At 56.1% G+C, this 26748-nt stretch carries 25 protein-coding genes; 10 read left to right on the top strand and 15 right to left on the bottom strand.

Annotated elements, in window-relative coordinates:
- Positions 1–222 precede the first annotated feature (222 nt).
- Positions 223–1524: an ATP-binding protein gene (locus tag HMPREF2796_RS07330; protein ID WP_070632449.1), complete on the top strand. Its 1302-nt coding sequence runs from the start codon at positions 223–225 to the stop codon at positions 1522–1524.
- Between the two features lie 132 nt (positions 1525–1656).
- On the opposite strand, the gene HMPREF2796_RS07325 is transcribed toward HMPREF2796_RS07330, so the two are convergent.
- Positions 1657–3033 (bottom strand): nucleobase:cation symporter-2 family protein, encoded by a 1377-nt coding sequence (locus tag HMPREF2796_RS07325; protein ID WP_023886388.1) that lies wholly within the window; start codon positions 3031–3033, stop codon positions 1657–1659.
- A gap of 328 nt (positions 3034–3361) precedes the next feature.
- Here HMPREF2796_RS07325 and HMPREF2796_RS07320 point away from each other — a divergent pair, with 328 nt between their 5' ends.
- From HMPREF2796_RS07320 to HMPREF2796_RS07310, 3 genes are all read left to right on the top strand, one after another.
- Positions 3362–4078 carry a hypothetical protein gene (locus tag HMPREF2796_RS07320; protein WP_070632446.1) on the top strand — a complete coding sequence of 239 codons (717 nt, stop codon included), beginning with the start codon at positions 3362–3364 and terminating at the stop codon, positions 4076–4078.
- A 78-nt stretch (positions 4079–4156) separates the two neighbouring features.
- The gene (locus HMPREF2796_RS07315) at positions 4157–4744 is read left to right on the top strand and encodes a hypothetical protein (protein WP_070632443.1); all 588 of its coding nucleotides are present in this window, start codon (positions 4157–4159) and stop codon (positions 4742–4744) included.
- A 97-nt stretch (positions 4745–4841) separates the two neighbouring features.
- Complete coding sequence (locus HMPREF2796_RS07310) at positions 4842–6320, top strand: RNA ligase (RefSeq protein WP_070632440.1); 1479 nt, start codon at positions 4842–4844, stop codon at positions 6318–6320.
- A 131-nt stretch (positions 6321–6451) separates the two neighbouring features.
- Here the strand turns inward: HMPREF2796_RS07310 and HMPREF2796_RS07305 are convergent, their stop codons facing one another.
- The gene (locus tag HMPREF2796_RS07305; protein ID WP_070632438.1) at positions 6452–6895 is read right to left on the bottom strand and encodes an RpiB/LacA/LacB family sugar-phosphate isomerase; all 444 of its coding nucleotides are present in this window, start codon (positions 6893–6895) and stop codon (positions 6452–6454) included.
- Between the two features lie 163 nt (positions 6896–7058).
- On the opposite strand from HMPREF2796_RS07305, the gene HMPREF2796_RS07300 reads away from it, so the two are divergent.
- The 3 genes from HMPREF2796_RS07300 to HMPREF2796_RS07290 all read left to right on the top strand — a co-directional run bounded on the left by HMPREF2796_RS07300 (position 7059) and on the right by HMPREF2796_RS07290 (position 8942).
- Positions 7059–7916, top strand: a complete 858-nt coding sequence (locus HMPREF2796_RS07300) for a segregation and condensation protein A (RefSeq protein ID WP_070633457.1) — start codon at positions 7059–7061, stop codon at positions 7914–7916.
- A 130-nt stretch (positions 7917–8046) separates the two neighbouring features.
- Entirely contained in the window at positions 8047–8517 is a 471-nt protein-coding gene (locus HMPREF2796_RS07295; RefSeq protein ID WP_064104692.1) for a PaaI family thioesterase, read from the top strand.
- Positions 8514–8942 (top strand): PaaI family thioesterase, encoded by a 429-nt coding sequence (locus HMPREF2796_RS07290; protein ID WP_070632435.1) that lies wholly within the window; start codon positions 8514–8516, stop codon positions 8940–8942. Before HMPREF2796_RS07295 ends, HMPREF2796_RS07290 begins: the two co-directional genes overlap by 4 nt.
- A 183-nt stretch (positions 8943–9125) precedes the next feature.
- On the opposite strand, the gene HMPREF2796_RS07285 is transcribed toward HMPREF2796_RS07290, so the two are convergent.
- The 5 genes from HMPREF2796_RS07285 to HMPREF2796_RS07265 all read right to left on the bottom strand — a co-directional run bounded on the left by HMPREF2796_RS07285 (position 9126) and on the right by HMPREF2796_RS07265 (position 12182).
- The gene (locus HMPREF2796_RS07285) at positions 9126–9923 is read right to left on the bottom strand and encodes a formate/nitrite transporter family protein (protein ID WP_070632432.1); all 798 of its coding nucleotides are present in this window, start codon (positions 9921–9923) and stop codon (positions 9126–9128) included.
- Positions 9924–10168: 245 nt separating this feature from the next.
- Positions 10169–10612, bottom strand: coding sequence for a ubiquinone anaerobic biosynthesis accessory factor UbiT (locus HMPREF2796_RS07280; protein WP_070632429.1), 444 nt, complete (start codon positions 10610–10612; stop codon positions 10169–10171).
- An 11-nt stretch (positions 10613–10623) separates the two neighbouring features.
- Entirely contained in the window at positions 10624–11544 is a 921-nt protein-coding gene (locus HMPREF2796_RS07275) for a U32 family peptidase (protein ID WP_070632427.1), read from the bottom strand.
- A 42-nt stretch (positions 11545–11586) separates the two neighbouring features.
- On the bottom strand, positions 11587–11838 hold the full coding sequence (locus HMPREF2796_RS07270; RefSeq protein ID WP_064084940.1) for a hypothetical protein: 252 nt from the start codon (positions 11836–11838) through the stop codon (positions 11587–11589).
- A gap of 11 nt (positions 11839–11849) precedes the next feature.
- Positions 11850–12182, bottom strand: coding sequence for a hypothetical protein (locus tag HMPREF2796_RS07265; RefSeq protein ID WP_070632424.1), 333 nt, complete (start codon positions 12180–12182; stop codon positions 11850–11852).
- A 93-nt stretch (positions 12183–12275) separates the two neighbouring features.
- Between HMPREF2796_RS07265 and HMPREF2796_RS07260 the strand changes: the two genes are divergently transcribed.
- On the top strand, positions 12276–13145 hold the full coding sequence (locus tag HMPREF2796_RS07260; RefSeq protein WP_070632421.1) for an acyl-CoA thioester hydrolase/BAAT C-terminal domain-containing protein: 870 nt from the start codon (positions 12276–12278) through the stop codon (positions 13143–13145).
- Positions 13146–13396: 251 nt separating this feature from the next.
- On the opposite strand, the gene HMPREF2796_RS07255 is transcribed toward HMPREF2796_RS07260, so the two are convergent.
- Positions 13397–14470, bottom strand: coding sequence for a ubiquinone anaerobic biosynthesis protein UbiU (locus tag HMPREF2796_RS07255; RefSeq protein ID WP_239683339.1), 1074 nt, complete (start codon positions 14468–14470; stop codon positions 13397–13399).
- Between the two features lie 305 nt (positions 14471–14775).
- Between HMPREF2796_RS07255 and alaS the strand changes: the two genes are divergently transcribed.
- Entirely contained in the window at positions 14776–17397 is a 2622-nt protein-coding gene (gene alaS / locus HMPREF2796_RS07250) for an alanine--tRNA ligase (protein WP_070632418.1), read from the top strand.
- Positions 17398–17500: 103 nt separating this feature from the next.
- The gene (locus tag HMPREF2796_RS07245; RefSeq protein WP_070632415.1) at positions 17501–17851 is read left to right on the top strand and encodes a VOC family protein; all 351 of its coding nucleotides are present in this window, start codon (positions 17501–17503) and stop codon (positions 17849–17851) included.
- Positions 17852–17970: 119 nt separating this feature from the next.
- Here the strand turns inward: HMPREF2796_RS07245 and HMPREF2796_RS07240 are convergent, their stop codons facing one another.
- The 7 genes from HMPREF2796_RS07240 to HMPREF2796_RS07215 form a co-directional block, all read right to left on the bottom strand.
- The gene (locus HMPREF2796_RS07240; protein ID WP_070632412.1) at positions 17971–19527 is read right to left on the bottom strand and encodes an L-lactate permease; all 1557 of its coding nucleotides are present in this window, start codon (positions 19525–19527) and stop codon (positions 17971–17973) included.
- Positions 19528–19730: 203 nt separating this feature from the next.
- Positions 19731–21185, bottom strand: a complete 1455-nt coding sequence (locus HMPREF2796_RS07235; protein WP_064104644.1) for a LutB/LldF family L-lactate oxidation iron-sulfur protein — start codon at positions 21183–21185, stop codon at positions 19731–19733.
- On the bottom strand, positions 21182–21880 hold the full coding sequence (locus HMPREF2796_RS07230) for a LutC/YkgG family protein (protein WP_064087067.1): 699 nt from the start codon (positions 21878–21880) through the stop codon (positions 21182–21184). Before HMPREF2796_RS07230 ends, HMPREF2796_RS07235 begins: the two co-directional genes overlap by 4 nt.
- Positions 21877–22647: a (Fe-S)-binding protein gene (locus tag HMPREF2796_RS07225; RefSeq protein ID WP_070632409.1), complete on the bottom strand. Its 771-nt coding sequence runs from the start codon at positions 22645–22647 to the stop codon at positions 21877–21879. Before HMPREF2796_RS07225 ends, HMPREF2796_RS07230 begins: the two co-directional genes overlap by 4 nt.
- A gap of 593 nt (positions 22648–23240) precedes the next feature.
- Positions 23241–24350, bottom strand: a complete 1110-nt coding sequence (locus tag HMPREF2796_RS07220; RefSeq protein ID WP_023886366.1) for a glycerol dehydrogenase — start codon at positions 24348–24350, stop codon at positions 23241–23243.
- 312 nt (positions 24351–24662) lie between these two features.
- Entirely contained in the window at positions 24663–24791 is a 129-nt protein-coding gene (locus HMPREF2796_RS10830) for a FeoB-associated Cys-rich membrane protein (protein WP_003683546.1), read from the bottom strand.
- Positions 24791–26653 (bottom strand): ferrous iron transporter B, encoded by a 1863-nt coding sequence (locus HMPREF2796_RS07215; protein WP_070632406.1) that lies wholly within the window; start codon positions 26651–26653, stop codon positions 24791–24793. The genes HMPREF2796_RS10830 and HMPREF2796_RS07215 overlap by 1 nt, the downstream gene beginning before the upstream one ends.
- Positions 26654–26748 lie beyond the last annotated feature (95 nt).

Here is a 26748-nt window from a genome sequence, read left to right as displayed (position 1 = left end):
AGGTAGCCTCTTATCCAAAAGGCTACCTGAAATTCCGCAGGGGCAGGTTTAAAACCTGCCCTCCTTTATCTGCGCAGCCCAATGCCGCCGAATTTTCCATTAGAAAAATGTAATTACCCATCATTTTTTCATTCGAAAAAATGTAGTAATCCTCTATTTTTTCATTAGGAAAAATGTATTCCCGTCTGTATAATGCCAAAAAATCGGCCATTAGGACTTCCTATGCAGCGCAGAATCATCCAATCCTTAAAAAAGTGGAAACACAAGCCCAACCGCAAACCACTGATTATCCAAGGGGCAAGACAGGTGGGCAAAACATGGGCGATGAAGCATTTCGGCGAAACCTGTTTCGCCCAAACCGCCTACATCAATTTCGACCACAACCCACGCATGCAAACCCTGTTTTCAGGCGATTACAACATCAGCCGCCTGCTGCTCGGCCTGAAAATCGAAAGCGGCGTGGATATTCAAGCCGAAGATACCCTGCTGATTTTTGACGAAATTCAAGAAGTGCCGCAGGCCTTGGCATCGCTCAAATATTTCTACGAAAATGCGCCGCAGCTCCACATTGCAGCGGCAGGCTCGCTCTTGGGCATCTCCCTGCACCATCAGGTTTCCTTTCCTGTTGGCAAGGTGGATTTCCTACCGCTCTATCCGATGGATTTTCATGAATTCCTCACCGCGCTTGGGCAGCAGGATTTGGTGCAGCTCTTGGAAATGTGCGATTGGCCGCTGATTGCCGCCATGAAAAGCCGCTATATCGAGTTACTGCGCCAATATTATTTTGTCGGCGGCATGCCGGAAGCGGTACAAACCTTTATTGACACGCAAAATTTCAGCGAAGTGCGCCAAATCCAGCGAAACCTGCTCACGGCCTACGGGCAGGATTTCTCCAAACACATTGCCGACGGTCACACCGTGCAGCGCGTGCGTGCCTTATGGCAGGCCATCCCCGAGCAGCTTGCCAAAGAAAACAAAAAGTTCATCTATGCCCACCTGCAAAAAGGCGCCCGCAGCAAAGACTACGAAACCGCCCTGCAATGGCTCAAAGACAGCGGGCTGGTACACATCGTGCCGCGCATCAAAAAGCCGCACCTCCCCCTTACCGCCTACCAAGACAACGCCTTCAAACTCTACGGCTTAGACGTAGGGCTGCTCGCCGCGCAAAGCGGGCTGAATGCGGGCACCCTGCTGGAAGGCAACCGCATTTTCACCGAATTCAAAGGCGCGCTCACCGAACAATACGTTTTGCAGCAACTCATTGCTTCGCAAGATAATCCCGTTTTCTACTGGGCAAGCGAAAAAGGCACGGCGGAAGTGGATTTTGTGTTGCAGCGCGGGCAAGGTGTGATGCCGATTGAAGTGAAGGCGGAAGAAAATTTGAAAGCGAAAAGTTTGAAGGTGTACACCGAGCAGTTCAAGCCCGAACAGGCGATACGTTTTTCCATGGCTGATTATCGGGAGCAGGAGTGGATGACGAATGTACCGCTATATAGCGTATGCGCGTTTTGCAATGAAAAATGAACAAGGCAGGTATTTCCCCGCCGGCTATTTGGAGGCTACCTGAAAACCGTTTGCACAAAATTTTCAGGTAGCCTCTTATCCAAAAGGCTACCTGAAAGCATCAACTTCAACAAAATTAAGGGCTGCCGGCGATTACTCTTCCAGCCTTACCACCTGATCTTTCTCGTCTCTCGGCAGAATCAGATTCAGCGCCACCGCCATAATGCCGCCGGCAGCAATCGCGTTACGGAACACTTCCGGCAGCGCCTTAAATACTTCCGGCTCAAAAGCCACGCCCAAGCCGATGCCCACCGAAGTAGCCGCAATTACGGCCTCGCGGCGGTTGATGCCATGGGTCATGATGATGCGCACGCCGGCAATCGCAATCAGGCCAAACATCAGCACCATCGCCCCGCCGAGCACCGGCGAAGGAATGGTGGTGAACACGCGCCCCACCACGGGGAACAGCCCGGCCAGCACCAAAATCACAGCAATATAACGCCCCACATGGCGCGAGGCCACGCCCGTCATTTGGATTACGCCGTTATTTTGCGCAAACGTGGTGAGCGGCAGCGAGCCGAGCGCCGTAGCGATCACCGACACCAGCCCGTCGGCAAACACCCCCCCGCGCAGCCGTTTTTGAAACTCGTCGCCCTCATATGGTTGGCCAGACACCATCGCCGTGGCCGTAAGGTCGCCCACCGCCTCGAACACGCTCAACAGATAAATCGTACCCGCCACCAAAAACGCGCTCCAATCAAAGGCAAAGCCATATTTAAACGGTACAGGCAGCGTGAACAGCGGCGTGTTTTGCAACGGCGAAAAATCCACCATACCCATCGCCAGCGCGGCAATATAACCCGCCACCAGCCCCACCGCGATGCCGCTCATGCGCAAAAACGGATTGCGCATACAGTTGAACAGCAACACGATGACCAACACAAACCCAGCCAAGCCGATATTCTGCACTGAGCCGAAAGCATCCGTACCCTTCGCGCCGAAACCGCCGCCAAAATCAGTGATGCCGATATCAATCAGGCTCAATCCGATCAGCAGCACCACCACGCCGCTCACCGTAGGCGTAATCACCCGTTTCAAATAAGGCAGCGCCCAAGCCGAAGCGCAAATCAAAAACGCCCCGGCAAACGACACGCCCAACAGCGTGGACAGCATCGCCGACTCGCTCAGTCCACCTTCGCGCATGCCCAAACCCAGCGAAATCATCACGCCCACAAAGGAAAAGTTTACCGACTGAATCGAAAGCAGTCCCGAGCCCACCGGCCCGAAGCGGCTCACCTGCAAAAACGTGCCGATGCCGGAAGCCACCATCGCCATCGAAACCAAATAAGCCGTGGTTTCTGCAGGCAGTTTCAGCGCACCGCCCACAATCAGCGCCGGAGTAACCATCGGTACGAAAATCGCCAACAAATGCGTTATTGCGCTCAACAGCGCATTGGCAAACGGCGGCTTGTCTTCCAGCTTATACACCAAATCCGCCTCGGCGGCGGCTTTCATATCGGCATCAGCCATAATTTATTTCCCTGATAATAAAAGGATTAGCAACTCCCAAAGCCGCCGTAAAACAGCAGCCCCGGCTCAAATTTGGGCGCGATTGTAATGCTTTTTACACAATCAGCGCAAAGCAAGCGTATTCCGTTTTCAGGTAGCCTTATAATTCATAGCTATATTTCTATAAATACTATCTATAAAACTATATCTTTCACCATACATACTAATCATCCGCCTACCGATAAAATATAGTCCCCTGTAATATCAATCTATTAGACAAACAACTCACTACTTGGCACAATCCATGCTAAACAAATCATATTGTTAAAAAGGCTACCTGAAAGCACCCATGCCCTTGCTCCACCTAGAAACCCTACCCCACGCCGGCCTGCCTGAATGGCAACACCGCCAACGCTGTGCCTCTATCAGCCGCTTCCACGAGCTCGGCGGCGTGCTCGATTTCCAGCAATTCGCTTACACCACTGCCGCCGCCAACGAGACCGAACGCCGCGAATACCACCTGGCCACCGCCAACCACACCCTGCATGCCGTTATCGCCGAGCGCAACGCACAGGCCATGCAGCGCGCAGCCCGATACCAAGTGCCCGCTCCCGCCCCGCTTGCCCAACATTTCAGCCTGCAAACCGATATGGGTCGCAAAATCAGCGCAACAGAGTTCTACGGCAACCAGCTCGATTTGCAACACTCCCGCCTCATCGTGCGCGGACAAGGCAGCCAATTCGGCCGCTACCTCTACCACCATAGCGAAACCGATGCCGAGCACACCATTGCCAGAGAGATGCCCAGCAGCGCCTTCTGCCACGCCTTCCTCAATCCGCCCTACCCCGCCCACTTCGGCCAAACGGCCCGCGAAACCGGCGAATATTTTCTCGATTTCTGCCGCCAACTGTTCGGCAGCCTGGACCACATCGAAGCCTACGCATGGAACACCGATTGTTCCGACTATTTTACAGACGGCCGCGAATGGTGGGGCACATACTTCTGGACCGTATACAGCCCGCAAAACCGCCTCTACACTGGCATCATGGGCTCTGCCACCGACTAATTGAACACACAGCAACAAACTTTCAGGTAGCCTCTAATCCTCCCCCAAGGCTACCTGAAACCGCAAACCAAACAAACCATGACTGCCCACACCCCACTCTTTCTCCAAGCCTTTCCCGCCGCCTGCCAAACCGAAGCGGCGCAGCTCTTGGCCAATATGCAACACCCCCGCTCCCCGAGCCCCACTCCAGAGCCGGACAAACTGCTGCTGGGCGGCCAAACCATCCGCCTGATTCGCCGGCAATACGGCCTCACCATTGCCCACCGACCCGAATCACTCAACTCCATCCAGCACGCCATGTTCCACTGCCTGCACACCCGGCACTACGACGGCCACATCCGCGCACAACACTTCGCCGCCCTGCTCGACCCCGGCCAGCCCGCCTTTGTCGCCCCCTTCGCCACCCAACTGCTCGGCGAATACGTTTTGCCCATTCAAGAGCAAGTACACACCTTTTTCCGCCACAATCGCGCCATCCTGGCCGCCTTCTTAGCCGAAAACCCTGCCTACTGGCGCAAACAGCAAAACCGCATCCGCAGCTATTGGCACTGCTACCACTGCCACCAATACCCTAACTGGCCAAGCTACCCCATTAACCGGCTGGCGCAAGAAATCGATGCCGAAATAAAACGACATCACCGCTCTTCTTCAGGTAGCCTGTCCTGAAAGGCTACCTGAAAGCGAAGCTTCAACGCAGTTAAAATGCAGCGCAGAAGAGTTGCTGCGAAGCGAAAACAAACCGACAAAAGAAAGACACGCAACCATGCAAAAATTCATCCTTATCCGCGGCCATCAAGGTTCGGGAAAATCGACTTTCGCCGAACAAAAAGCCGCCGAGTTTGCCAAGCAATACCCCGATGCCGAAATCATCCGCATCGAAAACGACCTGCTGCTCACCGATGAAAACGGCGTATACCGCTGGTCGGGCGAGGCCGTGGATAAAGCGCAGAAACAAGGCAATGCCATGATGCGCAATGCTTTAATTGCAGGCCGGGCAAATCCTGCCCGCCCCATCCTCATCATCAATTCCAACACCAACCAAAAAGCCTCCCGCTGCCGCCACCTGCTCGATTGGGCCGCCAAACACGGCTTCCACACCGAAGCCTACCGCCTGCACAACTTTTTCCCCAACCAACACGGCGTGAAAGAGCACGACGTGCTGGCAGCCTATGTGAAGCTCAATCAAAACCCCCTGCCCGGCGAAATCCACATCGAAGCCGGACAACCCGCCAGCGCGGCGCAGTTGGCACAAATCGAACAAATGCAGGCCATCGAGCAGCACGCCCTGTCGTTTGACGAAGCGCAGCAAACCTTCGTCACCGAACACTATCTGCAACACGGCAGCCGCAACTTTACCGCCAAAGCATCCAAGCGCTATCCCGAATTGCGCGTGTTGAAATACGCCCGCAGCGTGTTCTACAACAACCGCTTCGACGATGCGCTGCTGGAAATGCGCGGTTTGATTATCGATGCGCACAACCGCATCATCGTGCGTCCGTTTAAAAAAGTGTTCAATTACTCGGAGCGTATCGCCAAAGGCAGCCGTTATCCAATCCGCGTCGGCGACGAGCGATTGGTGGACGCGGTGGTAAAAGTGAACGGCTTCCTCGGCTGCTGCACTTTCGTCTCGCTTCCAAGCGACCACCCGTCCCACGGCGCGGCGTTTGACGGCAAAGTGCTGTATTCGACTACCGGTTCGCTTGATAGCGCGTTCGCGGACATGACTGCCGTACACTGCGCGCAATACGAAACCCTGTTCCGCGCTTATCCGAACCACACTTTTTTATTTGAAATTACAGACGCGAAAGACGTCCACATCATCCGCGAAGAATTGGGCGAAACCTTAATCGGCTGCATCGACGTGGCGACAGGCCATCAATTTAGCGAAGCCGAATTAGACGAAATCGGCAAACAATACGGCATCCGCCGCCCCGAGACGCTGAAAAACATCACGTTCGGCGAGCTGAAAGATCGTCTGAAAAATGTGGAGCACGAAGGCTTTATGGTATTTGATGCGCAAAACGGCGAAATGCTGTTCAAACTCAAATCGCCGTATTACCTGATTTCCAAGTTTCTGGGACGAAGCAACGAAGGCAACATCGGCCGCAAACTGGACAAACGCCACGTCGATGAAGAGTTTTACCCCTTAATCGACCACATCCGCGACCATCGCGAAGCGTTCAACGCCATGTCGGAATTGGATAAGATCGCGTTTATCCAAGCATTCTTGCGCCAGTTGTAAGAATAGCTGAGAAAAAAGGCTACCTGAAAACGAACGCAGTGAGTTTCTGCGAAGTTAAAACGAACGCAGTGTAGTTTCTGCGAAGCTAAAGTTTCAGGTAGCCTTTTGTGCGTTTACGGTTTGCAAGCCCGTCAAACACCACGTTCGAAGGCTTCGATCTCGCCTACTTTCGGCGCATAGCCGCTGGAGGTGTCGTGGCGCAAATCCAGCCAGATGTTGACCAGTGCCCAAGCGGCGGGGGCGGCGATGACATTTTGCCCCATGCACAGCACTTGTGCGTTATAGTTTTCCACCGAGCCGCGCAGGGTGAGCAGGTCGTGGGCGGTGGCGGCACGGATGCCGCGTACTTTATTGGCGGCAATCGCGGTGCCCACGCCCGTGCCGCAAATCAAAATGGCGCGGTCGGCGCAGCCGGCGGCTATTTCCTGCGCGGCGGCAAAGGAGAGCTGCGGATAGGTGCCGTCTGGCGACGACAAATCCACCAGGCCCGTCACACGCGGGTCGTGTTGCAGATGCGTTTTGAGTGCGTTTTTCAATTCAACGCCGTTGGCCGGCGCGGCTATCACGAGTTTCATCAATCGCTCCTTATTCTGATGTGGGAAATGCTGTCAGTATGCGCCGCTTGGCTGCTGCTTTCAAGCCGGGCTTCGGCTTTCAGCTAGCCTTTCGGAGTATCAGACTGCATTGTATAAAATCCACTATAATCCCCGCTTTCTGCCCGTTAAAGGCTACCTGAAAATGCCCGTTCTCCCGTCCGATACGCCGAGCAGCCCCGGCATCGCCACGCTGTTCGGCCAGCCGGTTACCGACTTGCCCGCCGACCTTTTTATCCCGCCCGATGCGCTGCAGGTGGTGCTGCACAGTTTTGAAGGCCCGCTCGATTTGCTGCTGTACCTTATCCGCAAGCAAAACATCGACGTGCTGGATATCCCCATGCTCAAGATTACCGAGCAATATCTGGCCTATATCGCGCAAATGGACGAGCAAAGCCTGGATTTGGCCGCGGAATACCTACTGATGGCGGCGATGCTGATTGAAATCAAATCACGTCTGCTCCTGCCCGCGCCGCCTGCTGCCGAAGATGAAGAGATTGCAGACCCGCGTGCCGAATTGGTGCGCCGCCTCTTGGCCTACGAGCAGATGAAGCTCGCCGCCGTGGGATTGGATGCACTGCCCCGCGCCGGCCGCGATTTCGCTTGGGCGTATCTGCCGCTGGAAATCACCACCGCCGCCAAGCTGCCGGAAGTACAGCTGGCCGACCTCACCCAAGCCTGGCTCGCCATCCTCTCCCGCGCCGGCCAACGCCGCAGCCACACCGTGGTGCAGGAAAACGAAGCCCTTTCCGTGCGCGCCACCATGAGCCGCATCCTGCGGCATCTGCAAGACGGCGGCTGCCGCTTCAGCCGACTGTTTGAGCCGGAGAGCGGCGTGGCGCAGGTGGTGGTGTGCTTTATCGCCCTGTTGGAGCTGGTAAAGGAAGGGTTGGTGCGGCTCACGCAGGAAGACGGCGCGTTTGGCGATATTTTGGTGCGCCTGCCCGGTGAGGCAGATGAAACCGCTGTGCTGCAAAGCGAAGGCGATGATGCAAACCAATAGCAAGGCAGGCTGCCCATACAGCGATATGGTTTCCAGCCAGCCTTGACAAGGCCTCCTGCCAGTCAAACAATAACACCCCTCCGCCTCCTAAAGGCTACCTGAAAATATATCGCTCCAAATCGAAACCGCCATGCCTGCCAATTCCGACCTCTACCGCATTCTCAGCCAACACTTCCTCGACCTTCCCCATTCCCGCGCCATCGGCCTGCGCTACGAAGGCATCCGCGCCCGCCGCCCTGTGCTCAGTTTCGATTGGCAGCCCCACCTCGTTGGCCGCCACGACACCCAAACCATTCACGGCGGTACCATCACCACCCTGGTGGATATGGTTTCCGCCTGCGCGGTAACCGCCCAGCTGCCCAGTGCCGAAATCCTCGCCACTCTCGATATGCGCATCGACTACATGCACCCCGCCACCCCCGGCCGCCGCATCTACGGCCGCGCCGAATGCTACCGCCTGGCCGGCCAAGTGGCTTTCGTGCGCAGCAGCTGCTACCAAGAAGACCCTTCCGACCCCTTTGCCTTGGGCATGGCCACCTTCATGCGTACCCCGCTCACCCCCGCAGAACAAGCCAAACTACAGGAGATGTTGCAAGCATGAGCAGCCCCTTCATCCTATCTCCCGAGCTCACTGCCGAAGCCGCCAAACTCATCCCCTACACCGCATTCATCGGCCTGCAATGCGGCGAATCCAACGGCACGCCCCTGTTTGCTCTGCCATACAAACGCGAAAACATTGGCAATATCTTCCTACCCGCCCTGCATGGCGGCATGCTCGGCGGCTTCATCGAAAGCTGCGCCGTGCTCTTCCTCTACCGCCAGGCCGGCCTCGCCGAGCTGCCCAAAATGATCGATTTATCGCTCGACTACCTGCGCAGCGGCAAACCAGAAACCACCTACGCCCGTTGCGCCCTCACCCGCCAAGGCAGCCGCATCGCCAACGTGGCGGTGGAAGCCTGGCAGTCCGATCCCGCCAAACCCATTGTGGTGGCCCGCTGCCACTTCCAAATGCCCGCCGCCCAATAGTTTTCTGCCTTCGACATGCACAAAATTTCAGGTAGCCTGTTTTAACGGAAAACAGGCTACCTGAAATTTTTATAATGGAAAAAGAATGCTACGGTGTTGGTTCTCCTCGCTGTACTATCTGTGGTTCACCTTTTTGTCCCATTCTTCATTTTCATCCGCTCTTTTGGGATGACACATCAAACCCTAATCCACATACTCTCCCTCATCCTTATTCAAAAACGCATACGGCACGCCAATCAGCAGCCCGCCACCAATCCAATTCGCCACAAAAGCCACGCTGCAATGACGCAGGATATTCAGCGCTTCAAAATGCGACACGCTATCGGCAATCTGATTGAAGCCCACCAGCGCAAACGAAGCAAAGTTCGCCGCCACGTGTTCGTTGGCCAAAAACACAAACATATACACCGCCGCAAACACTGCCGCAATCTTCGCCGCCTGCTCCTTCAGCAACAGATACGCCACCACCGCCACGTTCACAAACAGATTGGCAAAAATCCCCTCCGCCAGCACCAGGCCGTTTGGCCGCTCCAGCTTGTGCTCCACCATATTGGCCAAATAGCCATCCGCCGAAATGTGGGCAAACGCGCTGGTTTGGTTGAACAGCCAGGCGGTGACAATCGAGCCGATTAAATTAAATGCCGTACAGTAGAGCAAAATAATCAGCGCCTTTTCCCATTTGATTTTTTTGAGGAAGGTGCCGGCCGTGAGATACATCATATTGGAAGTGGTGAGCTCCGTATTGAGAAACAGGATATACACCAGCCCCCACGAGAAGAAAAACGGGAAAGCAAAACGCCCCAGCGAAGGGTGCACCGTGTTGAGCACATCCGCCGCAATCACGCCCGTGGCCGGCGTGAGCGTGAGCAGCATGCCGGCAATCAGCGAACGCAGCGCATACTTCGACTTGCTGTGCTCAAACAGCCACGCTTTCTTGTGGCAGGCCTGCTCGATTTTTTCCACAAATACGGATTGCGCCATAGCGGTTCCCTTTTTCAAATTGGATTGCTTTCAAATTATGATTTGTATGTTTCAGGTAGCCCTACTAAAGCCAACACAGGCTACCTGAAAACTTCTCTGGTGCCGGTGTCGGCACAGCCATACCGGCTTATTGTGCTGCTGCGGTGTAGCCTATCCGTTTCAGCTGCCTCAGGCAAGTATGGCAGGCTACCTGAAAGACTTGGCTTCAACACAGTTCAAACGAAGCGGTAACGCCTCACGGGCGCCTATTCAAACATTTCCTGCCATTTCACCAACTGTTCGGCAAACGGCCATTCCACGCTGTCGAGCAGGTTTTTGGTGATCAGCCCCAATTCGGTGTCGCCTTCGATTTGCAGTTTGCGTTTGAAAAACAGGGTATCCGGGTCTTCTTCACGCAGCATCATGCGCAGGAAATCCACGCCGTTGGCGGCCAGCCGGAGGTCGGGTTCGCCTTCGAAGCGGCGGTCGAGGAAGCGTTCGCCGTCAGCGGTGAAGCGCACGGTGATGCCGGCATCGAGTACGTCGATTTCGAAGGTGCGTCCGTCAAACAGGCTCATGTCGGCAGGCAAGAGGCCGCGCTTGAGCATGAGATTGAGGGTTTTAACCAGCGCGAAACGCGGCGGCAGGGCGGGCAGGCGGCGGCCGATTTGGGCGCACCATTGCGGCAGGGTGATGTCGGGTAGGGGCATTTGGTTTCCTTTCAGACGGCGTTGATGCCGTAGGCTTTGCGGTGGGCTTCCACGGCTTCGATGCCGGGTTTGCCCAGCCAATAGCCGTCCACGGGCGTGCCGGTGGACAGGCGGGCGAGTTCGGGCAGGGCTTCGTCTAGGGTGGTTTGGCCGTCGAGCACGGCGCGGTGCAGTTCGATGATGCGCGGCATGTCGGTGAGCTGGGGCGAGAGGCGCAGGATGTTTACGCCGATGGCGGCTATGTCGGCGTGGTGCGGCAGCAGGCATTGGCTGCCGTAGGACATGGTTTGGATGCCGTTGATGGTGAGGAACGGCTGGCCTTCGCGGGTGTTCATGGTGAGGCCGTGTTCGTGGTCGAGGCAGCGGAATTCGCAGCTGTCTTTGTTTAGGTTGTAGTGCCGCGCGGTGAAGCAGCGGGAGGAATAGGCCAAGGGGATTTTGCCCCAGGCGAAGATTTCGGTTTCGAGGCCGTCTGAAAGGCGGGCGATGTCGGCCACTTTGTCGCGGGCGAGTTCGGCGGGGGCGACCCAGCGGTATGCGCCGAGGTTTTGGAAGAGTTGCAGGGTGGCTTCGTTGTAGATGTTGAGGCTGGCGCCGGCCACGAAGGGGATACCGTGTTCGCGGGCGAGTTTGACCGCGCCCATGTCGTTGGCTTCGATTTTGAATTGGGTTTGGCCGGTGATTTTGCGCAGGCGTTTGAGGTCGGATTCGCTTTCGAGCAGCACTTGGGAGGAAAGGATGATTTCTTTGCCGCTGTCGGCGAGGTCTTGGGCGAGGCCGAACCAGTCGTCGAAACGCATTTTCTGGCGGCGGGAGCAGACGGTTTCGCCCAGATAGATGGTGTCGAGCGGGCTGTCGAGCATCTGAACGTAGAATTCGAGCAGGGTTTCTTTCTGCCAGAAGAATTGGATGGGGGCGAGGGAGAGTTTCATGGATGTTCCTTTGTTTTTTTGTCTTTTCAGACGGCCTGGAGGCTACCTGAAAATCGTTTGGGCAAAGCGGGCAATGTTTTTCCGGTTTACGGCCTGCAATACAACGACGGCTTCGTTCTCTAAAAAATCGGCGGCGGAATCATCGGCATAGGTTTGATTGAGGCGGCACAAATCGTAGAAGGTAAAAACAAACTCTTGTCCGTTGATATGCAATGGAAAATCCAACAGGCAACCTTTGCTCTCGGCTTCAAATTCAGCCAGGTCATCAAACCATTCCGGGAAGGTGATGTGCATAGGATTCCTTTTCAGACGGCCTTATTGTGTTCGGTTTCGGCGGCGTAGATATATTGCATCAGCGTTTCGATAAAAGCGGCCAAATCGCGCTGCCACGAGTGGCGGTTGGTTTTGGTGAAATACAGCGATATTTCAGGCTTTTCCATTAAGTAGCAGCCGAAGCTGGCATACAGCGGTACGAGGCCGGTGTCGTGGGCGTTGTGGAAGGTGATGGTCAGCGGCAGCGTGAAATAAGGGTGCGCAAGCGTCCACACGGCGGGGAAGGCATGGGTATCTTCTTCGACGGCCACGGTCAGGTCGTATTTGTATAGGGCGTTGCGCAGGTCTTCGATGTGTTTTTTCATGCTCTTATTTTCCGCACTGTTTTTCAGGTAGCCCCTACCGCAAAACGGTGGGACAATGCTTTAACTTTAACGCTTTGTTTTTAGGAGCAAGCCATGCAGCCCGACCGGATATTGTCTTACGCTTCAGACGGCCTGACCGCCGCGCTGTACCGCGGCCGGTACGCGCCACCTTCCGACCGCATCGTTATCATACTCGGCGGCAGCGACGGCAGTTACGCGCTCACGCAAACCTATGCCGCCGTGTTCGCCGAAAACGGTCTGACTGCGCTGGCCGTGCCTTACTGGGGGCAGCCGCACCTGGCGCAGGGGCTGGCGCAAATTGCCGTGGAAACGGTGGAAACCGCCGTGCGGCGGGCGCAGGAAATGGGTTTTTGCCAAACCGGCGTGTGGGGTATTTCCATGGGTGCGCAACTCGCCCTGCTGGCCGCCTCCCTGATTCCCGACATCGGCCGCGTGGCCGCCGTCAGCCCGCTGGACGTATGCGTGCAGGGTTTACAAACCGCGCCGCGCAGGAAGCTGCTTGACTGTTCCGCCTTCACCTGGCGGGGGTGCGACCTGCCATATTGCCCGCTCCACATGAACCGCCTGCGCGTATTGCGGGATTGCGTGAAAACCCGCAGCCTTTGTCTGCGCTCCTGCTACCGCGATGCGGTCGGTGCAGCGGAGGAAACACGCATACGGGTGGAAAACATCCAAGGCGCGGTGCTGCTGCTTTCCGCCGAAGACGACACCATGTGGCCTTCATACGAAGCCGCGCGGCGCATCGTCCGCCGCTTGGAAGACGGCGGCTTCCAGTATCCCGTCATCGAACGCGCCTACCACCGCGCGGGGCATTCCCTGTTTCCGGTGGAAAGCCGCTGGCACAAACTGTTTGCCAACGCCCGCCGTTACCCGCAGGACTACATGGCCGCCGCCCGCGACGCGCTGGCGCAGGCACTTGACTTTTTCCACGGCTGGCAATAGGGCAAAGGCCGTCTGAAAGCCTTCAAAGCAGCCGAAACTTTTCAGACGGCCTTCGGGCTGCTTGAAATTTATTCACGCCGCCAAACCCAATCCGCGTTTGATTTGGCTCGCATCCGCACCGCACCTTTGTCGGCGGAAGCGGTCGGATACTTGTATCCGACATTTATATTGATCGAAGTGTCGGATTCGAGAATCTGACCTAAAGCTGCTTTTTCAGGTAGCCTTTCAGACGGCCTTGAGGCCGTCTGAAACTACTTCCAAGGCCGGTTATATGCGCCCAGCGTGCTTTGGCTGCCTTCGGACACCTTGCCCAAAGCCGCGTCCCATGCGGGGGTTACGCGGTAGTGTGCGGGGTCTGCCGCCGCTGCGTCCAAAGCCTGCCGCAGCGTGCGCGTAACCTGCGCGGTATACATCGGGCTGCGCTGGCGGCCTTCCACCTTCACCGCCGCCACGCCGATTTTGATGAGCTGCGGCAACACTTCCAACACGTTCAGGCTGGTCGGCTCTTCCAATGCGTAATAGGTTTCGTCGTTCACCTCAAAACGGCCTTTACACAAGGTCGGATAGCCTGCCGGTTCGTCTTTGTTGAACTGGTCAATCATCACCTGATTGAGCCGCACATTCATTTTGTCGGGCAGCTGCTCCCAGCGCACAGCCTTGGCAGGCGAACACACGCCCTGCATATTCGGCGACTCGCCCGTGGCGTAGCTCGACAGGATACAGCGGCCTTCCACCATCACGCACAGGCTACCGAAGCCGAACACTTCAATCTCCACATCCGTGTTTTCAATCACATGCTGCACTTGGTCTATCGTCAGCACGCGCGGCAGCACGGCGCGGCGGATACCGAACAAGTCCTTCATTAAATTGATGGCTTCGTAATTGGTGGCCGAACCCTGCACCGACATGTGCAGCCGCAGGTTGGGGTGTTTTTCGCAGGCGTAAGCCATCACGGCGGGGTCGGCCACAATCACCGCGTCCGCGCCCAAATCGGCGGCGGTGTCGATGGCGCGCCGCCAGCGTTCCACCTGCCCGGCTTGGGCGTAGGTGTTGATGGCCATCAGCACCTGCCGCCCGCGGTCGTGGGCGTAGCGTATGCCTTCGATGATGGATTTTTGGTCGAAATTCAGGCCGGGGAAATTGCGCGCGTTGGTCGCGTCTTTCAGCCCCATGTAAACCGTGTCCGCACCGTTGTCCACGGCAGTTTTCAGGGCGGGCAGGTTGCCGGCGGGGCAGACGAGTTCGGGGATGCGGCCGCGCTCGGCCGGCTGCGGCCGGGCAGCGGGTTGGGTTTGGTGGGTAGGCTGGAAGTCGTCAAACAGCATAGCGTGTCCGTTTGTCTGTGGGCAAATACTGGGCATTCTACGGGCAAGGCGGCGGTTTGGCGCTGATTTAAATCAACTTCGCTGGGCAGGTATTTTTCAGGTAGCCTGAGCCCTGGCAAATAAAGCTACCTGAAAGCGTATTGCCAATTTTCAGGTAGCCTGCAAGCAAAAGGCTACCTGAAAATCCTGCCCTTTCATCCACCGCGCAAGTAGGCAGCCGCCTGCAATATGCAGTAAAATCACGCCCAATTTTTGTTAAGCGCACCAGCCGCCCGAATCATTATTTTGAAAGATACCGAAACGCCATGAAAACCTCCGAACTACGCCAAAAATTCCTAAAATTCTTCGAATCCAAAGGCCACACCATCGTCCGCTCCTCTTCGCTCGTGCCGCACGACGACCCGACGCTGCTGTTTACCAACGCCGGTATGAACCAGTTTAAAGATGTATTCCTCGGCTTTGACAAACGCGCCTACAACCGCGCCACCACCGCGCAAAAATGCGTACGCGCCGGCGGCAAACACAACGACTTGGAAAACGTCGGCTACACCGCCCGCCACCACACCTTCTTCGAAATGATGGGCAACTTCTCCTTCGGCGACTACTTCAAACGCGACGCCATCCACTTCGCTTGGGAGTTCCTCACTTCCCCTGAATGGCTGAACCTGCCCAAAGACAAACTCTTGGCGACCGTGTATGCCGAAGACGACGAAGCCTATAATATCTGGCTGAACGAGATCGGTATGCCTGCCGAGCGCATCGTCCGCATCGGCGACAACAAAGGCGCGAAATACGCGTCCGACAACTTCTGGCAGATGGGCGACACCGGCCCATGCGGCCCGTGCTCCGAAATTTTCTACGACCACGGCGAAGAAATTTGGGGCGGCATTCCCGGCAGCCCTGAAGAAGACGGCGACCGCTGGATTGAAATTTGGAACTGCGTATTCATGCAGTTCAACCGCGACGAGCAAGGTAATATGAACCCGCTGCCCAAGCCGTCCGTCGATACCGGCATGGGCTTGGAGCGCATGGCGGCAGTAATGCAGCACGTCCACAGCAACTACGAAATCGACCTGTTCCAAGACCTGCTCAAAGCCGTTGCCCGCGAAACCGGCGCGCCGTTCAGCATGGACGAGCCGAGCCTGAAAGTGATTGCCGACCACATCCGCTCCTGCTCCTTCCTGATTGCCGACGGCGTGATGCCGTCCAACGAAGGCCGCGGCTATGTACTGCGCCGCATCATCCGCCGCGCCGTGCGCCACGGTTACAAACTCGGTCAGAAACAGGCGTTCTTCTACAAACTCGTGCCCGATTTGGTGGAAGCAATGGGCGATGCGTATCCTGAGTTGAAAGAGAAACAAGCCCAAATCAAAGAAGCCCTGAAAAACGAAGAAAGCCGCTTCGCCCAAACTTTGGAAACCGGCATGGCTTTGCTGGAAAACGCCTTGACCAAAGGCAGCAACAAATTGGACGGCGAAATCATCTTCAAACTCTACGATACCTACGGCTTCCCATACGATTTGACCGCCGACATCTGCCGCGAACGCAATATCGATTTGGATGAAGAAGGCTTCAACCGCGAAATGGAAGCCCAACGCGCCCGCGCCCGCGCCGCGCAAAACTTCAAAGCCAATGCGCAACTGGACTACACAGGCGCGGACACCGAGTTCACAGGCTACGAAAAACGCAGCCAAGAAACCAAAATCATTGCCTTATACAAAGGCAGCGAAGCCGTGGACGAACTGCAAGCAGGCGAAGCAGGCGTAGTCGTTTTGGAGCAAACCCCGTTCTACGCCGAAAGCGGCGGCCAAGTTGGCGATGTGGGCTTTATCTTCGCAGGCGAAAACCGCTTCCGTGTCGAAGACACGCAGAAAATCAAAGCCGCCGTACACGGACAATTCGGCTCAGTCGTATCAGGTCGTCTAAAAGTGGGCGATGCCGTATCCGCCGAAATCGACAACGACATCCGCAACAGCATCATGCGCAACCACAGCGTTACCCACCTGATGCACAAAGCCCTGCGCGATGTTTTGGGCACACACGTCGAACAAAAAGGCAGCCTGCAAAACGCCGAGCTGACCCGCTTCGACATCTCCCACCCGCAAGGCATCAGCGCGGAAGAAATCGCCGAAGTCGAACGCCGCGTCAACGCCGCGATTATCGCCAACGTGCCCGTCAAAGTAGAAACCATGTCCATTGAAGACGCGCAAAAATCCGGTGCCATGATGCTCTTCGGCGAAAAATACGGCGACTTTGTCCGCGTCATCACCATGGGCGACTACTCCACCGAACTGTGCGGCGGCACCCACGTCGCCCGCACCGGCGACATCGGCTTCTTCAAAATCATCAGCGAAGGCGGCATCGCCGCAGGCATCCGCCGCGTAGAAGCCATCACCGGCCTTGCCGCGCTGGCATGGGCGCAAAACCAAGAAAGCCTGATGCAAAACATCATCGCCGAAGTCAAAGCCCAAACCGAAAAAGACGTACTCGCCAAAATCCAAGCCAACGCCGCAAACGCCAAAGCCTTGGAAAAAGAGTTGGCAAAAGCCAAAGCCGAACTCGCCGTCCACGCAGGCGCCAAACTCTTGGACAACGCCAAAGACTTGGACGCAGCCAAACTCGTCGCCGCTCAAATCGAAGCCGACGCAGCCGCCCTGCGCGAAATCGTTACCGATTTAACCGGCAAATCCGACAACGCCGTGATTCTTTTAGCGGCAGTGAACGACGGCAAAGTCTCCCTGTGCGCCGGCGTATCCAAAGCCCTGACCGGCAAAGTGAAAGCAGGTGATTTGGTCAAATTTGCAGCCGAACAAGTCGGCGGCAAAGGCGGCGGCAGACCGGACTTGGCACAGGCGGGGGGGACGGATGCTTCCCAAGTTGGCGCGATGCTGGATTCGGCAGAAGGCTGGGTTAGAGAGAAGCTGTAATTAGAAAAGTGCAGGCTGCCTGAAAGTGGGTTTTCAGGTAGCCTAAAACTTATATTGAATATTGATGTCTGATTATTCAGCCGTTTTAAAATAAGGATCGAGCATGGGCGTTAAACGCATTGTGGCCAATATAAACGTAACCCAACCCGCCGCAGCAAAGGCTTTCTACCATGACTTGCTTGGACTGGAATTGCTGATGGATCATGGGTGGATACAGACCTACGGACAGGATGCGACTATGTCTGTGCAGGTCAGTTTTGCTAGTGAAGGCGGTTCTGGTATGCCTGTGCCTGATTTGTCTATTGAGGTGGACAATCTGGACGAATTATTAGAGCGGATGCAGCATGCTGGTTTCACGCCTGAATACGGGCCGGCTACTGAACCTTGGGGCGTGCGCCGCTTTTTTGTGCGCGATCCGTTTGGGCAGCTGGTGAATATTTTGCAGCATGAGTAAACGATTCTCTAGGGGGAGAGTTTACATAGCATAGCACCAGCAAACTTTCAGGTAGCCTTCCCATACAAACAGCCTGCACTCTCCAAACTAGAGTGCAGGCTGTTTTGATGCCAACAACGTTACAGTGCGAATGCAGTAAAGCAATACACCGTAATGCCGGCAATAATCACATACACAATCGCATAAGGCATGGCCGAGCGCAGGAAGGCGCCTTCTTGGCCTTGCTGTTCGCAGGCGGCGGTGGCGATGGCGATGCTTTGCGGCGAAATAATTTTGCCGCCGGTCGCGCCGGCCGTGTTGGCGGCGGCGAGCCATGATTTATTCATGCCCAGTTGGTCGGCCACGGAGGCTTGCAGTTTGCCGAACAGAATGTTGGAAGAAGTGTCGCTGCCGGTGGCGAAGGTGCCGATGGCGCCCACCAGCGGTGCAACCAGCGGATAGAACGTGCCGGTGGCGTCTACCAAGCCTTTGGCAATCACGGCAATCATGCTGCTGTGGCTCATAATCGCGCTCATGGCCACCAAGCAGATGACGGTGATGCCAGAAGCCTTCATTTTCACCAAAGTCTGCCCCAGAATCTGGAACAGTTTGCCGGCGGAAACGCCTTGCACCAAGCCGCCGATAAACGCGCCCAAGAACAGCATAAAGCCGGCGTTAGACAACCAGCCGAAGGAGAAATATTTGCCTTCCGCATAAATCGGCAGGTGGATTTTGCTCACCAGTGTGGATTTCAAAAACGCGCTGATGGGGCCGGACAAGGGGCTGGCCATGATGATGAAGAACAGGATGAAGCCGTACACCGCCCATGCTTTTGCCATTTGCCCCATGCTGATGGCTTTATCGGCCGGCGTATCTTTTTTCTCGGTCATTTTCGCATACAGCACGATGAAGACGATACAGGCAATGCTGCCCAAAATGGCAGGCGTTTCCGCGCCGATGAAATAAGCGGCCACAAATTGCACGCCCAGCGACAATGCGCCCACCACGGCCGACAGGATAATGTTGGGCACGATGTATTTTTTCGACGTGTCGGTCAGCATCAGGATGACGAACGGCACCAAGAACATCAAGAAGCCCAGCTGGATCACCACGTCGCCGGCAATGGCATGGGTCTGCTCAGCAGTTACCGCCGAGCCGAACACCTCTTTGGCCAAGGTAATCACGGGGATACCAACCGCGCCGAAGCCTGTGGCCACGCTGTTACCGATGAGCGATACGAGCGCGGAGAAGCGCGGGCTGAAACCCAAACCAATCAAGATGGCGGCCGGAATGGCCACCGCCGTGCCGAAGCCCGCCATGCCTTCCAGCAGGCCGCCGAAGCCCCACACAATCAGCAGCACCTGAATGCGCTTGTCGCTGGAAATGTTGGTAAATTGTTGTTTAATCACTTCAATCTGTTTGCTTTCCAGCAGCACGTTGTAGCTGAACAAGGCCATCAGAATCACAATCAGAATGGGGAAGATGGCTTTCAACACGCCTTCGGCAAATGCCCAACCGACATATCCAGCGCCGTAGCCTGTGGGGGGTACGAAGCCACTCACGTTGGGCACGGCAAAAATAGCAATCAAAACAGCGGACAATGCAGCCAAGATGGCGCTGCGGTCGCCGCGCATTTTGAAGCCGATCATCAAAATAATCAGAAATAAGATAGGAAAGACGGAAAGGGCGATACTCATGATGTCTCCGTGTGTGTCAATAAAACGCCGTGAAGGCAGGGGGAGGCGGTAAATACAGGGTGCAGGCTGCTTTTTGAGCATTCCAACATGCAGCGCAGCGCTTGCCGTACGCCATCAGGCTACCTGAAAAAGGCTACCTGAAACGGTTTCGGCTTCGCGCCGCGCTATGGTTATATTGGCTCAGAAAGCAGCCTGCACTCGGTTTAGCCGGAAGTTTTCTGTTGTTTTTCTTGCAACAACTGGTGCAGCGATTTGGGCGCGGGCTTCATTGGCACGTGGTTGTCGGTCCAAGTCAGCTGTTTGCCCGGAGTCAGGCCGCGGAACTTGGTGGCCAGCGCGCCGAACATGCGGTAGGCAGTTTTGCCGGCGAAGATGCCGTCGAACATGCGCCAAGCCAGCTGCTCGCCCAAGGTATGCGACGCGCCTTGGCCTTTAATCGGATAGGGCACGGCTTCGTCGGGCGCGCGTTGCGCTTCTTCGCGCAGGCGCTGCATTTGCTCGGTAATCGGGATTTTCACGGGGCAGACTTCCACGCACGCGCCGCACATGGTGCAGGCGGTGGGCAGGTCGCGGGTGGGCTCCAAACCCAGCAGGTGCGGCGACAGGATTTCGCCAATCGGGCCGGGATAAGTGGTGCCGTAGGCCGCGCCGCCGATGCGGGTGTACACTGGGCAGTGGTTCATGCACGCGCCGCAGCGGATACATTGCAGCGTGCGGCGCATTTGCTCTTCACCGTAGGCCTGGCTGCGGCCATTGTCCAGCAGCACCAGGTGCATTTCCTGCGGGCCGTCCAGCTCGTCCGAACGGCGCGGGCCGGTAATCATGTTGAAATAAGTGGTGATGTTTTGGCCGATGGCGCTGCGCGGCAGCAGGCTGTAAAGCGGCGGGATATCGGACAGTTTGGCCACCACTTTTTCAATGCCGGTAATGGCGATGTGCACGGGCGGCACGGTGGTGGACAAGCGGCCGTTGCCCTCGTTTTCCACCAGGCACAGCGTGCCGGTTTCGGCCACGGCGAAGTTCACGCCGCTCAAGCCGACATCGGCGGTGCGGTACACGTCGCGCAGGGCTTGGCGGGCAAAGCCGGTGAGTTGGTCCACGTCGTCGGTCAGCGGTGTGCCGATGTTGTTGTGGAACAGTTCGCTCACTTGCTCTTTGGTTTTGTGGATGGCGGGCATCACGATGTGGGTCGGTTTTTCGCCGGCCATTTGCACGATGTATTCGCCCAAATCGCTTTCCACGGCTTTAATGCCGCGATCGGCCAAATAATGGTTCAGCTCGATTTCTTCGCTCACCATCGATTTGCCTTTCACCATCAGTTTGCCCTGATGGTGCATCACAATGCCGTGGATGATGCGGCAGGCTTCGTCGGGCGTTTCCGCCCAATGCACTTTCACGCCTAATTTGGTCAGGTTGCTTTCCAGCTGCTCCAGCAAATCGGGCAGTTTGGATAGCGAACGTTGGCGGATGTGCTCGCACAGGGTGCGCAGCATTTGCAGTTCTTGTTCGTCCGACAGCACGATTTTGCGCTTGGTCATCAGCATATCCATGGCCGTGCGCAGGCTTTTGCGCAAAGGTTTGTCGGCCAGGGCTTCGCGCGCGTTGGCTTTGAAGGTTTCAGGACGCGGATGGAAGTGTACGGTTTGTTCGGTTCTCATGCGGCATTCTCCAAATCGGCAGGGTCGATATTCTCGGGCAGGATGGCCAATACGACCATATCGCGCGGACCGTGTGCGCCGAAGGCAAGGGTTAATTGGATATCGGCGGTTTTGGATGGGCCAGATGCCAAAATGATATTGGTGGGCATGGCTTCGATTAAGGCTTCGCCATGCAGCGCCGCATGAAAGGTGTCGTACATTTTGCGTGTATCGAACAGGCAGATGTGTACGGGGGGAACCAGGCTTTGGCTGCGCGGTTCTTCGGGCGAAGAAACCATCATCACCGTGCCGGTGTGGGCGATGCCGCAAACGGACGAGGTGAAACCAGCCTGCACGTCGGCGAAGAATTCGTCTTTCCAATCGTCAATCGGTTTGTCGAAGGCGCGCGTTTCCACAGAAGCAGCCTGCAAAGCCTCTTGGGCGCGGCGGCCGTGTTCGGTTTGCGGCGAAAGCAGCATGTTTTGCAAACCTTTTTGCTGCGCCACTTCCACCAGCTTTTGTTCCCAATCGTTTTCGCGCACCCAGAAAATCTCGGTTTTCACCGCGCGCATGGTGGTTGCCCAATGGCGCAGGCGGGCGGTTTCGCTTTCCCATTCGGGCGACATTTCTTGGTAGTAATCGAAAGTTTGCGGCTCTGCCATCGGATAGGCGTTGGCTTTGCGGAGTTTGGCCAGAATATTGTCGCGCGCGCTCATGCTTTACCTCCCGTGCGTTCCAGCAAGAATGTGGCAATGTGTTTGGGTTTGGGCATGTTCGGCTCGTCTTTGGCGATTTTGCCGCCGATGTTCATCATGCAGCCTGCATCCGCGCTCACGATTTCTGTGGCCTGCGTTTCTTTCAGCGCGGCCACTTTGTCGGTCACCATCGCGCCGGAAATGTCGGATTGCTTCACGGAGAACGTGCCGCCGAAGCCGCAGCATTCGCTTTCGTGGTCGTGCACGATGCGCTCCACGTTTTGCAGGCTGTCGATCAGCTTCCAGCCGGTGATGTGCACGCCCATTTCGCGGCGCGCCGCACAGGAAGTATGCACCGCCACTTTCACCGGCTCACCCACGTCTTTGGGCTCGTAGCCGATGTCGACCAAGAAATTGGTGAACTCAACCACACGGCCGGCCAATTCGTTGGCGCGCTGTTCGTATTCGCTGCCTTTAAACAATTTGGGCCAATGGTGCTTCATCATGCCGCCGCAAGAGCCGGAAGGCACAACAATAGGATAGTTTTCGGTGAACAAAGCGAGCTGGGCTTTGGCCACATTAAATGCTTCTTCGCGGTGCCCAGAAGAGAATGCAGGCTGCCCGCAGCAGCTTTGCTCCATCGGGAAATGCACTTTGATGCCTTGCTGCTCCAGCAGCGTGATGGCGTCCATACCTGCTTCCGGCATAAACAAATCCAAAAGGCAGGTGCCGAAAAAGTAAACATCGGCGGGTTTGCCGCCGTGCGGGGTGGTTTGGTTGGTGTTCATGATTATGCTTCTTATGGTTATTTAAGAATCAATAAATGTATTTGCCATAGCAAATCCGTGCTACTTTAAGCGATATACTTTTCAGCGGTCAAGATACTTATTAAAGTATGGTTAATGGTGAATGTTGCTAATATAGTAGAGAGCAGCTTTAGCAGATTGCAGAGTAAAATTCATTGTTATGCGGGAGACAGAAGAAATTTATATTTGATCAATGGATTGCCATTCCATTCGACTAAAGGCTACCTGAAAATTTGGAAGCACGACATAACAAAATACCGGCGTGGCAATGCCGGTATTGCATAATCCGAAAGGCTGTTTCACTAGCCAATTTCTAACCAAAAGGCTACCTGAAATTTTTCAGGTAGCCTTCTCACCACAAACACCCTACCCATCTAAAGTGCAGGCTGCTTTTTCAAGGAAGAATACTCAATCTCATGAAATGGCTGAAAATAATACTTTTGTAGCTTTATCCAGGCTGAGACTTTTTGTGGTTTGGGAAACGGGCACAGCGCACCCCGCTGCCGGGTTTCAGGCAGCCTGAAACCAACCATGCTTTTCCGGTGCGGTTGCCCAGAACGGCAGCCTCATCCGGCTCAACGCGCTGATTTTGCCAGATAATCCCGGCCGAAGCGGTCAGCGGCGAGCAGTGCGGCATACACGTCGGCGGGCTGCACGTTGCCGGGCATATTGCCCATGGTGTCGCCTTCGGCGCAGGCGGCTTCGGCCACTTGGCGCATTTTGGCTTCAATGCCTTCGGTTACGCCGATTTGTGCCAGCGTAACGGGCAATCCGACATCCACGCACAAGCCGACAACCTGTTCCAGCTCGGCGTTGTCTGCGTTTTCCAGCATGAGCTGGGTCAGCAGGCCGAAAGCGACTTTTTCGCCGTGCAAGTTGTGGTGGGTTTCGGGCAGCACGGTCAAACCGTTGTGCACTGAGTGCGCGCCCGCCAAACCGCCGCTTTCAAAACCCACGCCGCTCAAATAGGTGTTCGCTTCCACCACGCGTTCCACGGCGGGGGTTACCACTTTGTCTTTTACGGCAGACACGGCTTTGCGCCCGTTTTCCAGCAGCGTTTCGTAACAGAGTTTGGCCAGTGTGAGCGCGGTGGGCGACACTTTCGCCCCGGCCATGGTGTCCGCGCCGCTGTTGGCGCAGGCACGCGCTTCAAACCATGTGGCCAGTGCGTCGCCGATGCCCGCGGCCAGCAGGCGCACCGGTGCGTTGGCCACTACTTCGGTGTCCACCAGCACGCGTTCGGGATTGTTGGGGAAGAACAGGTAGGATTCAAACTCGCCCGCATCGGTGTAAATCACGGACAGCGCGGAACACGGCGCATCGGTGGAGGCGATGGTGGGGCACACAACCACGGGCAGGCCTGCGTAATAGGCAACCGCTTTGGCCGCATCCAATGTTTTGCCGCCGCCCACGCCGATAACGGCTTTGGCGCCGTTTTGTTCGGCAATGTTTTTTACACGTTCGATTTCGGTGCGGCTGCACTCGCCGTTAAACGGCACAATCGTGTGCTGCACGCCGGACGCATTCAGGCTACCTGAAAGTTTGTCCTGCAAGATGGACAGGACGAATTTGTCCGCCAACACGGCTACGTTGTCAGCCAACGGCGAAACGTGTGCGCCGATTTGCCCGAACAGGCCTGCACCTTGGATGTATTTGCCGGGAGATTGGATGGCGATGGTTTGCATGGTATTTCCTTTCATCAGGTTGGATAAGGTCGGATGGTGTTGTCTGTTTACTCAACCGAAAAATAAACCATAGTGCATGCCCCGATGCAAGGCATGAAGGCGATGTTATTGTTTTAAATCAAAGGATATTTCTTTCAGGCCACCCTATTCTTCATGCAAATCCGTGTCCGTCCGCTGGCGGGGTAGGGATTTTCAGGTAGCCTCAAACTTCCGAAAGGCTACCTGAAAGCGTCAGCTTCAACGAAGTTAAAATGAAAAAGCAGCCTGCACCTTCCCCAAACAGGGTGCAGGCTGCTTTTCTGTTCGGCAGGCCTAACCGCAACCGCCGCATTTGCCGCAGCCGCTGCTGCAATCGCGTTTTTTCGGTTTGAATACGAATTTCCGCAAGAGGAAGAATACGCAGGCGAGCATAATCAAGCCGACGATAATATATTGAGTCATCACATTATCCTTGAAGTAATTTGGTAAACCACAAATGCGGCGAAGTAAGCCATCAGGAATAAATAGCCGGTAATCATCACCATACTTTTTGTGGATTTGGTTTCGCGTTTAATCACAGCCAATGTCGCGGCGCACATGGGGGCGTACACATACCAAGCCAGGAAGGCGAAGGCGGTCGGCAGGCCCCAGTTGTTGTGTACAATCGGAATCAGCGCGTTTTGTACCGCGTCTTCAGACGACGCGCTGACGGAATAGACCGTACCCAGCGCGGCAACGACGACTTCACGCGCGGCGATGCCCGGAATCATGGCGATACACATTTCCCAAGTGAAGCCCAGCGGGGCGAACAGCGGCTGGATGGTATTGCCGATCATGCCGGCGAGGCTGTAATCGATTGCAGCCCCAGTCGCGCCTGCGGGCGGTTGCGGCCAGCTGACCAAACCCCACAAAACCACGGTCAGCGCGAAGATAATCGTACCGGCGCGTTTCAGGAAGGCTTTGACCCTGTCCCACAGGCTGGTGATGATGTGTTTGAAATTGGGCGTACGGAAGGTCGGCAGCTCCATCAGCAGGGGGAATTGCTGCACGTTGCCTTTGACTCGTGCCAAGCGTTTCATGATATATGCCGCCAGTGCAGCCGACAGGATGCCTGCGAGATAGAGGACGAACAGCGTCAGTCCTTGCAGGTTGAAGATTCCGCCTACTGTGCGGTCAGGAATGACGGCGGCGATAATCAGCGCGTACACGGGCAGCCGCGCGGAACAGGTCAGCAGCGGGGCGACGGCGATGGTAACGAGGCGTTCGCGCGGGTCATTAATCGTACGCGCCGACATCACGGCGGGGACGGCGCAGGCGAAACTCGACAGGAGCGGGATGAACGAGCGTCCGGACAGGCCGCTTTTCGCCATCACGTTATCCAGCAGGAACGCTGCGCGCGGCAGGTAGCCGGAGTCTTCCAAAAGCAGGATGAAGGCGAACAAGATCGTAATCTGCGGCAGGAACACCAACACGCTGCCCAAACCGGCAATGACGCCGTTGACGAGCAAGTCGCTAAGGATGCCCGGCTCCATGTTGGCGCCTATCCATTCGCCCAGCGCGGTAAAGCCGCCTTCGATGGCGTCCATAATCGGCGCCGCCCATGTGTAAACCGCTTGGAACACCATAAACAGGATGAACAGCAGCAGAATCATGCCCCAGACGGGGTGCAGCACGATGTCGTCGAGTTTTTTGTGCCATGCGGGCAGCGTCATCTGGGTGCGCACGACTTGTGCCAAAATCGATTCGACTTCTTGATAAAGCTTGTCGCTCTCCAGCGCATCAAGCGTGCGTTCGGCAGAAGCGGGATTGGCGGGGAAAGAGCGTTTGCGCGGCAGCTTCACCACGGCTTCGCGTACCGCCTGTACGCCCGACGCGCTCACTGCAACTGTTTCCAAAACAGGTGCATCCAACAACTCGCTCAGTTTAGCTGCGTCGATATTCAAGCCCCTTCTGCGGGCAACGTCGCTCATGTTCAGCGACACCACCATCGGCAGTTTCAGCGTTTTCAGTTCCAAAATCATGCGCAGGGTCATGCGCAGGTTGGTCGCGTCGGCCACGGCGATAATCGCATCGGGCGGAATGCCGAGTTTGCCCACCGCCACGTCTTTCGCCACCGCTTCGTCGGGGCTGGTGGTACGCAGGCTGTATGTGCCGGGCAAATCAACAATGCGCACGGCTTCGTCGTCCAAAAACGCGCCTTCGCGCTTGTCCACCGTTACGCCCGGATAATTGGCCACTTTGGCGTGCGCGCCGGTCAGCCCGTTGAACAACACGGTTTTGCCGCAGTTCGGCGCGCCGATGAGGGCGAAATAGCTCAATTCCATCGTATTTCCTTTTTGATTTTTCTCGGTTTTCCTTCTGTTTGCCGCGTGCAGGCTGCTTTCGGGCGGCGCGACACGGGTTTCAGGCAGCCTGCACT

This window comes from Eikenella sp. HMSC071B05 (genome assembly GCF_001811325.1).
Classification (GTDB): domain Bacteria; phylum Pseudomonadota; class Gammaproteobacteria; order Burkholderiales; family Neisseriaceae; genus Eikenella; species Eikenella corrodens.
Note: the sequence above shows the minus strand (reverse complement) of the source record. Positions and strands in the feature narration are given on the sequence as shown.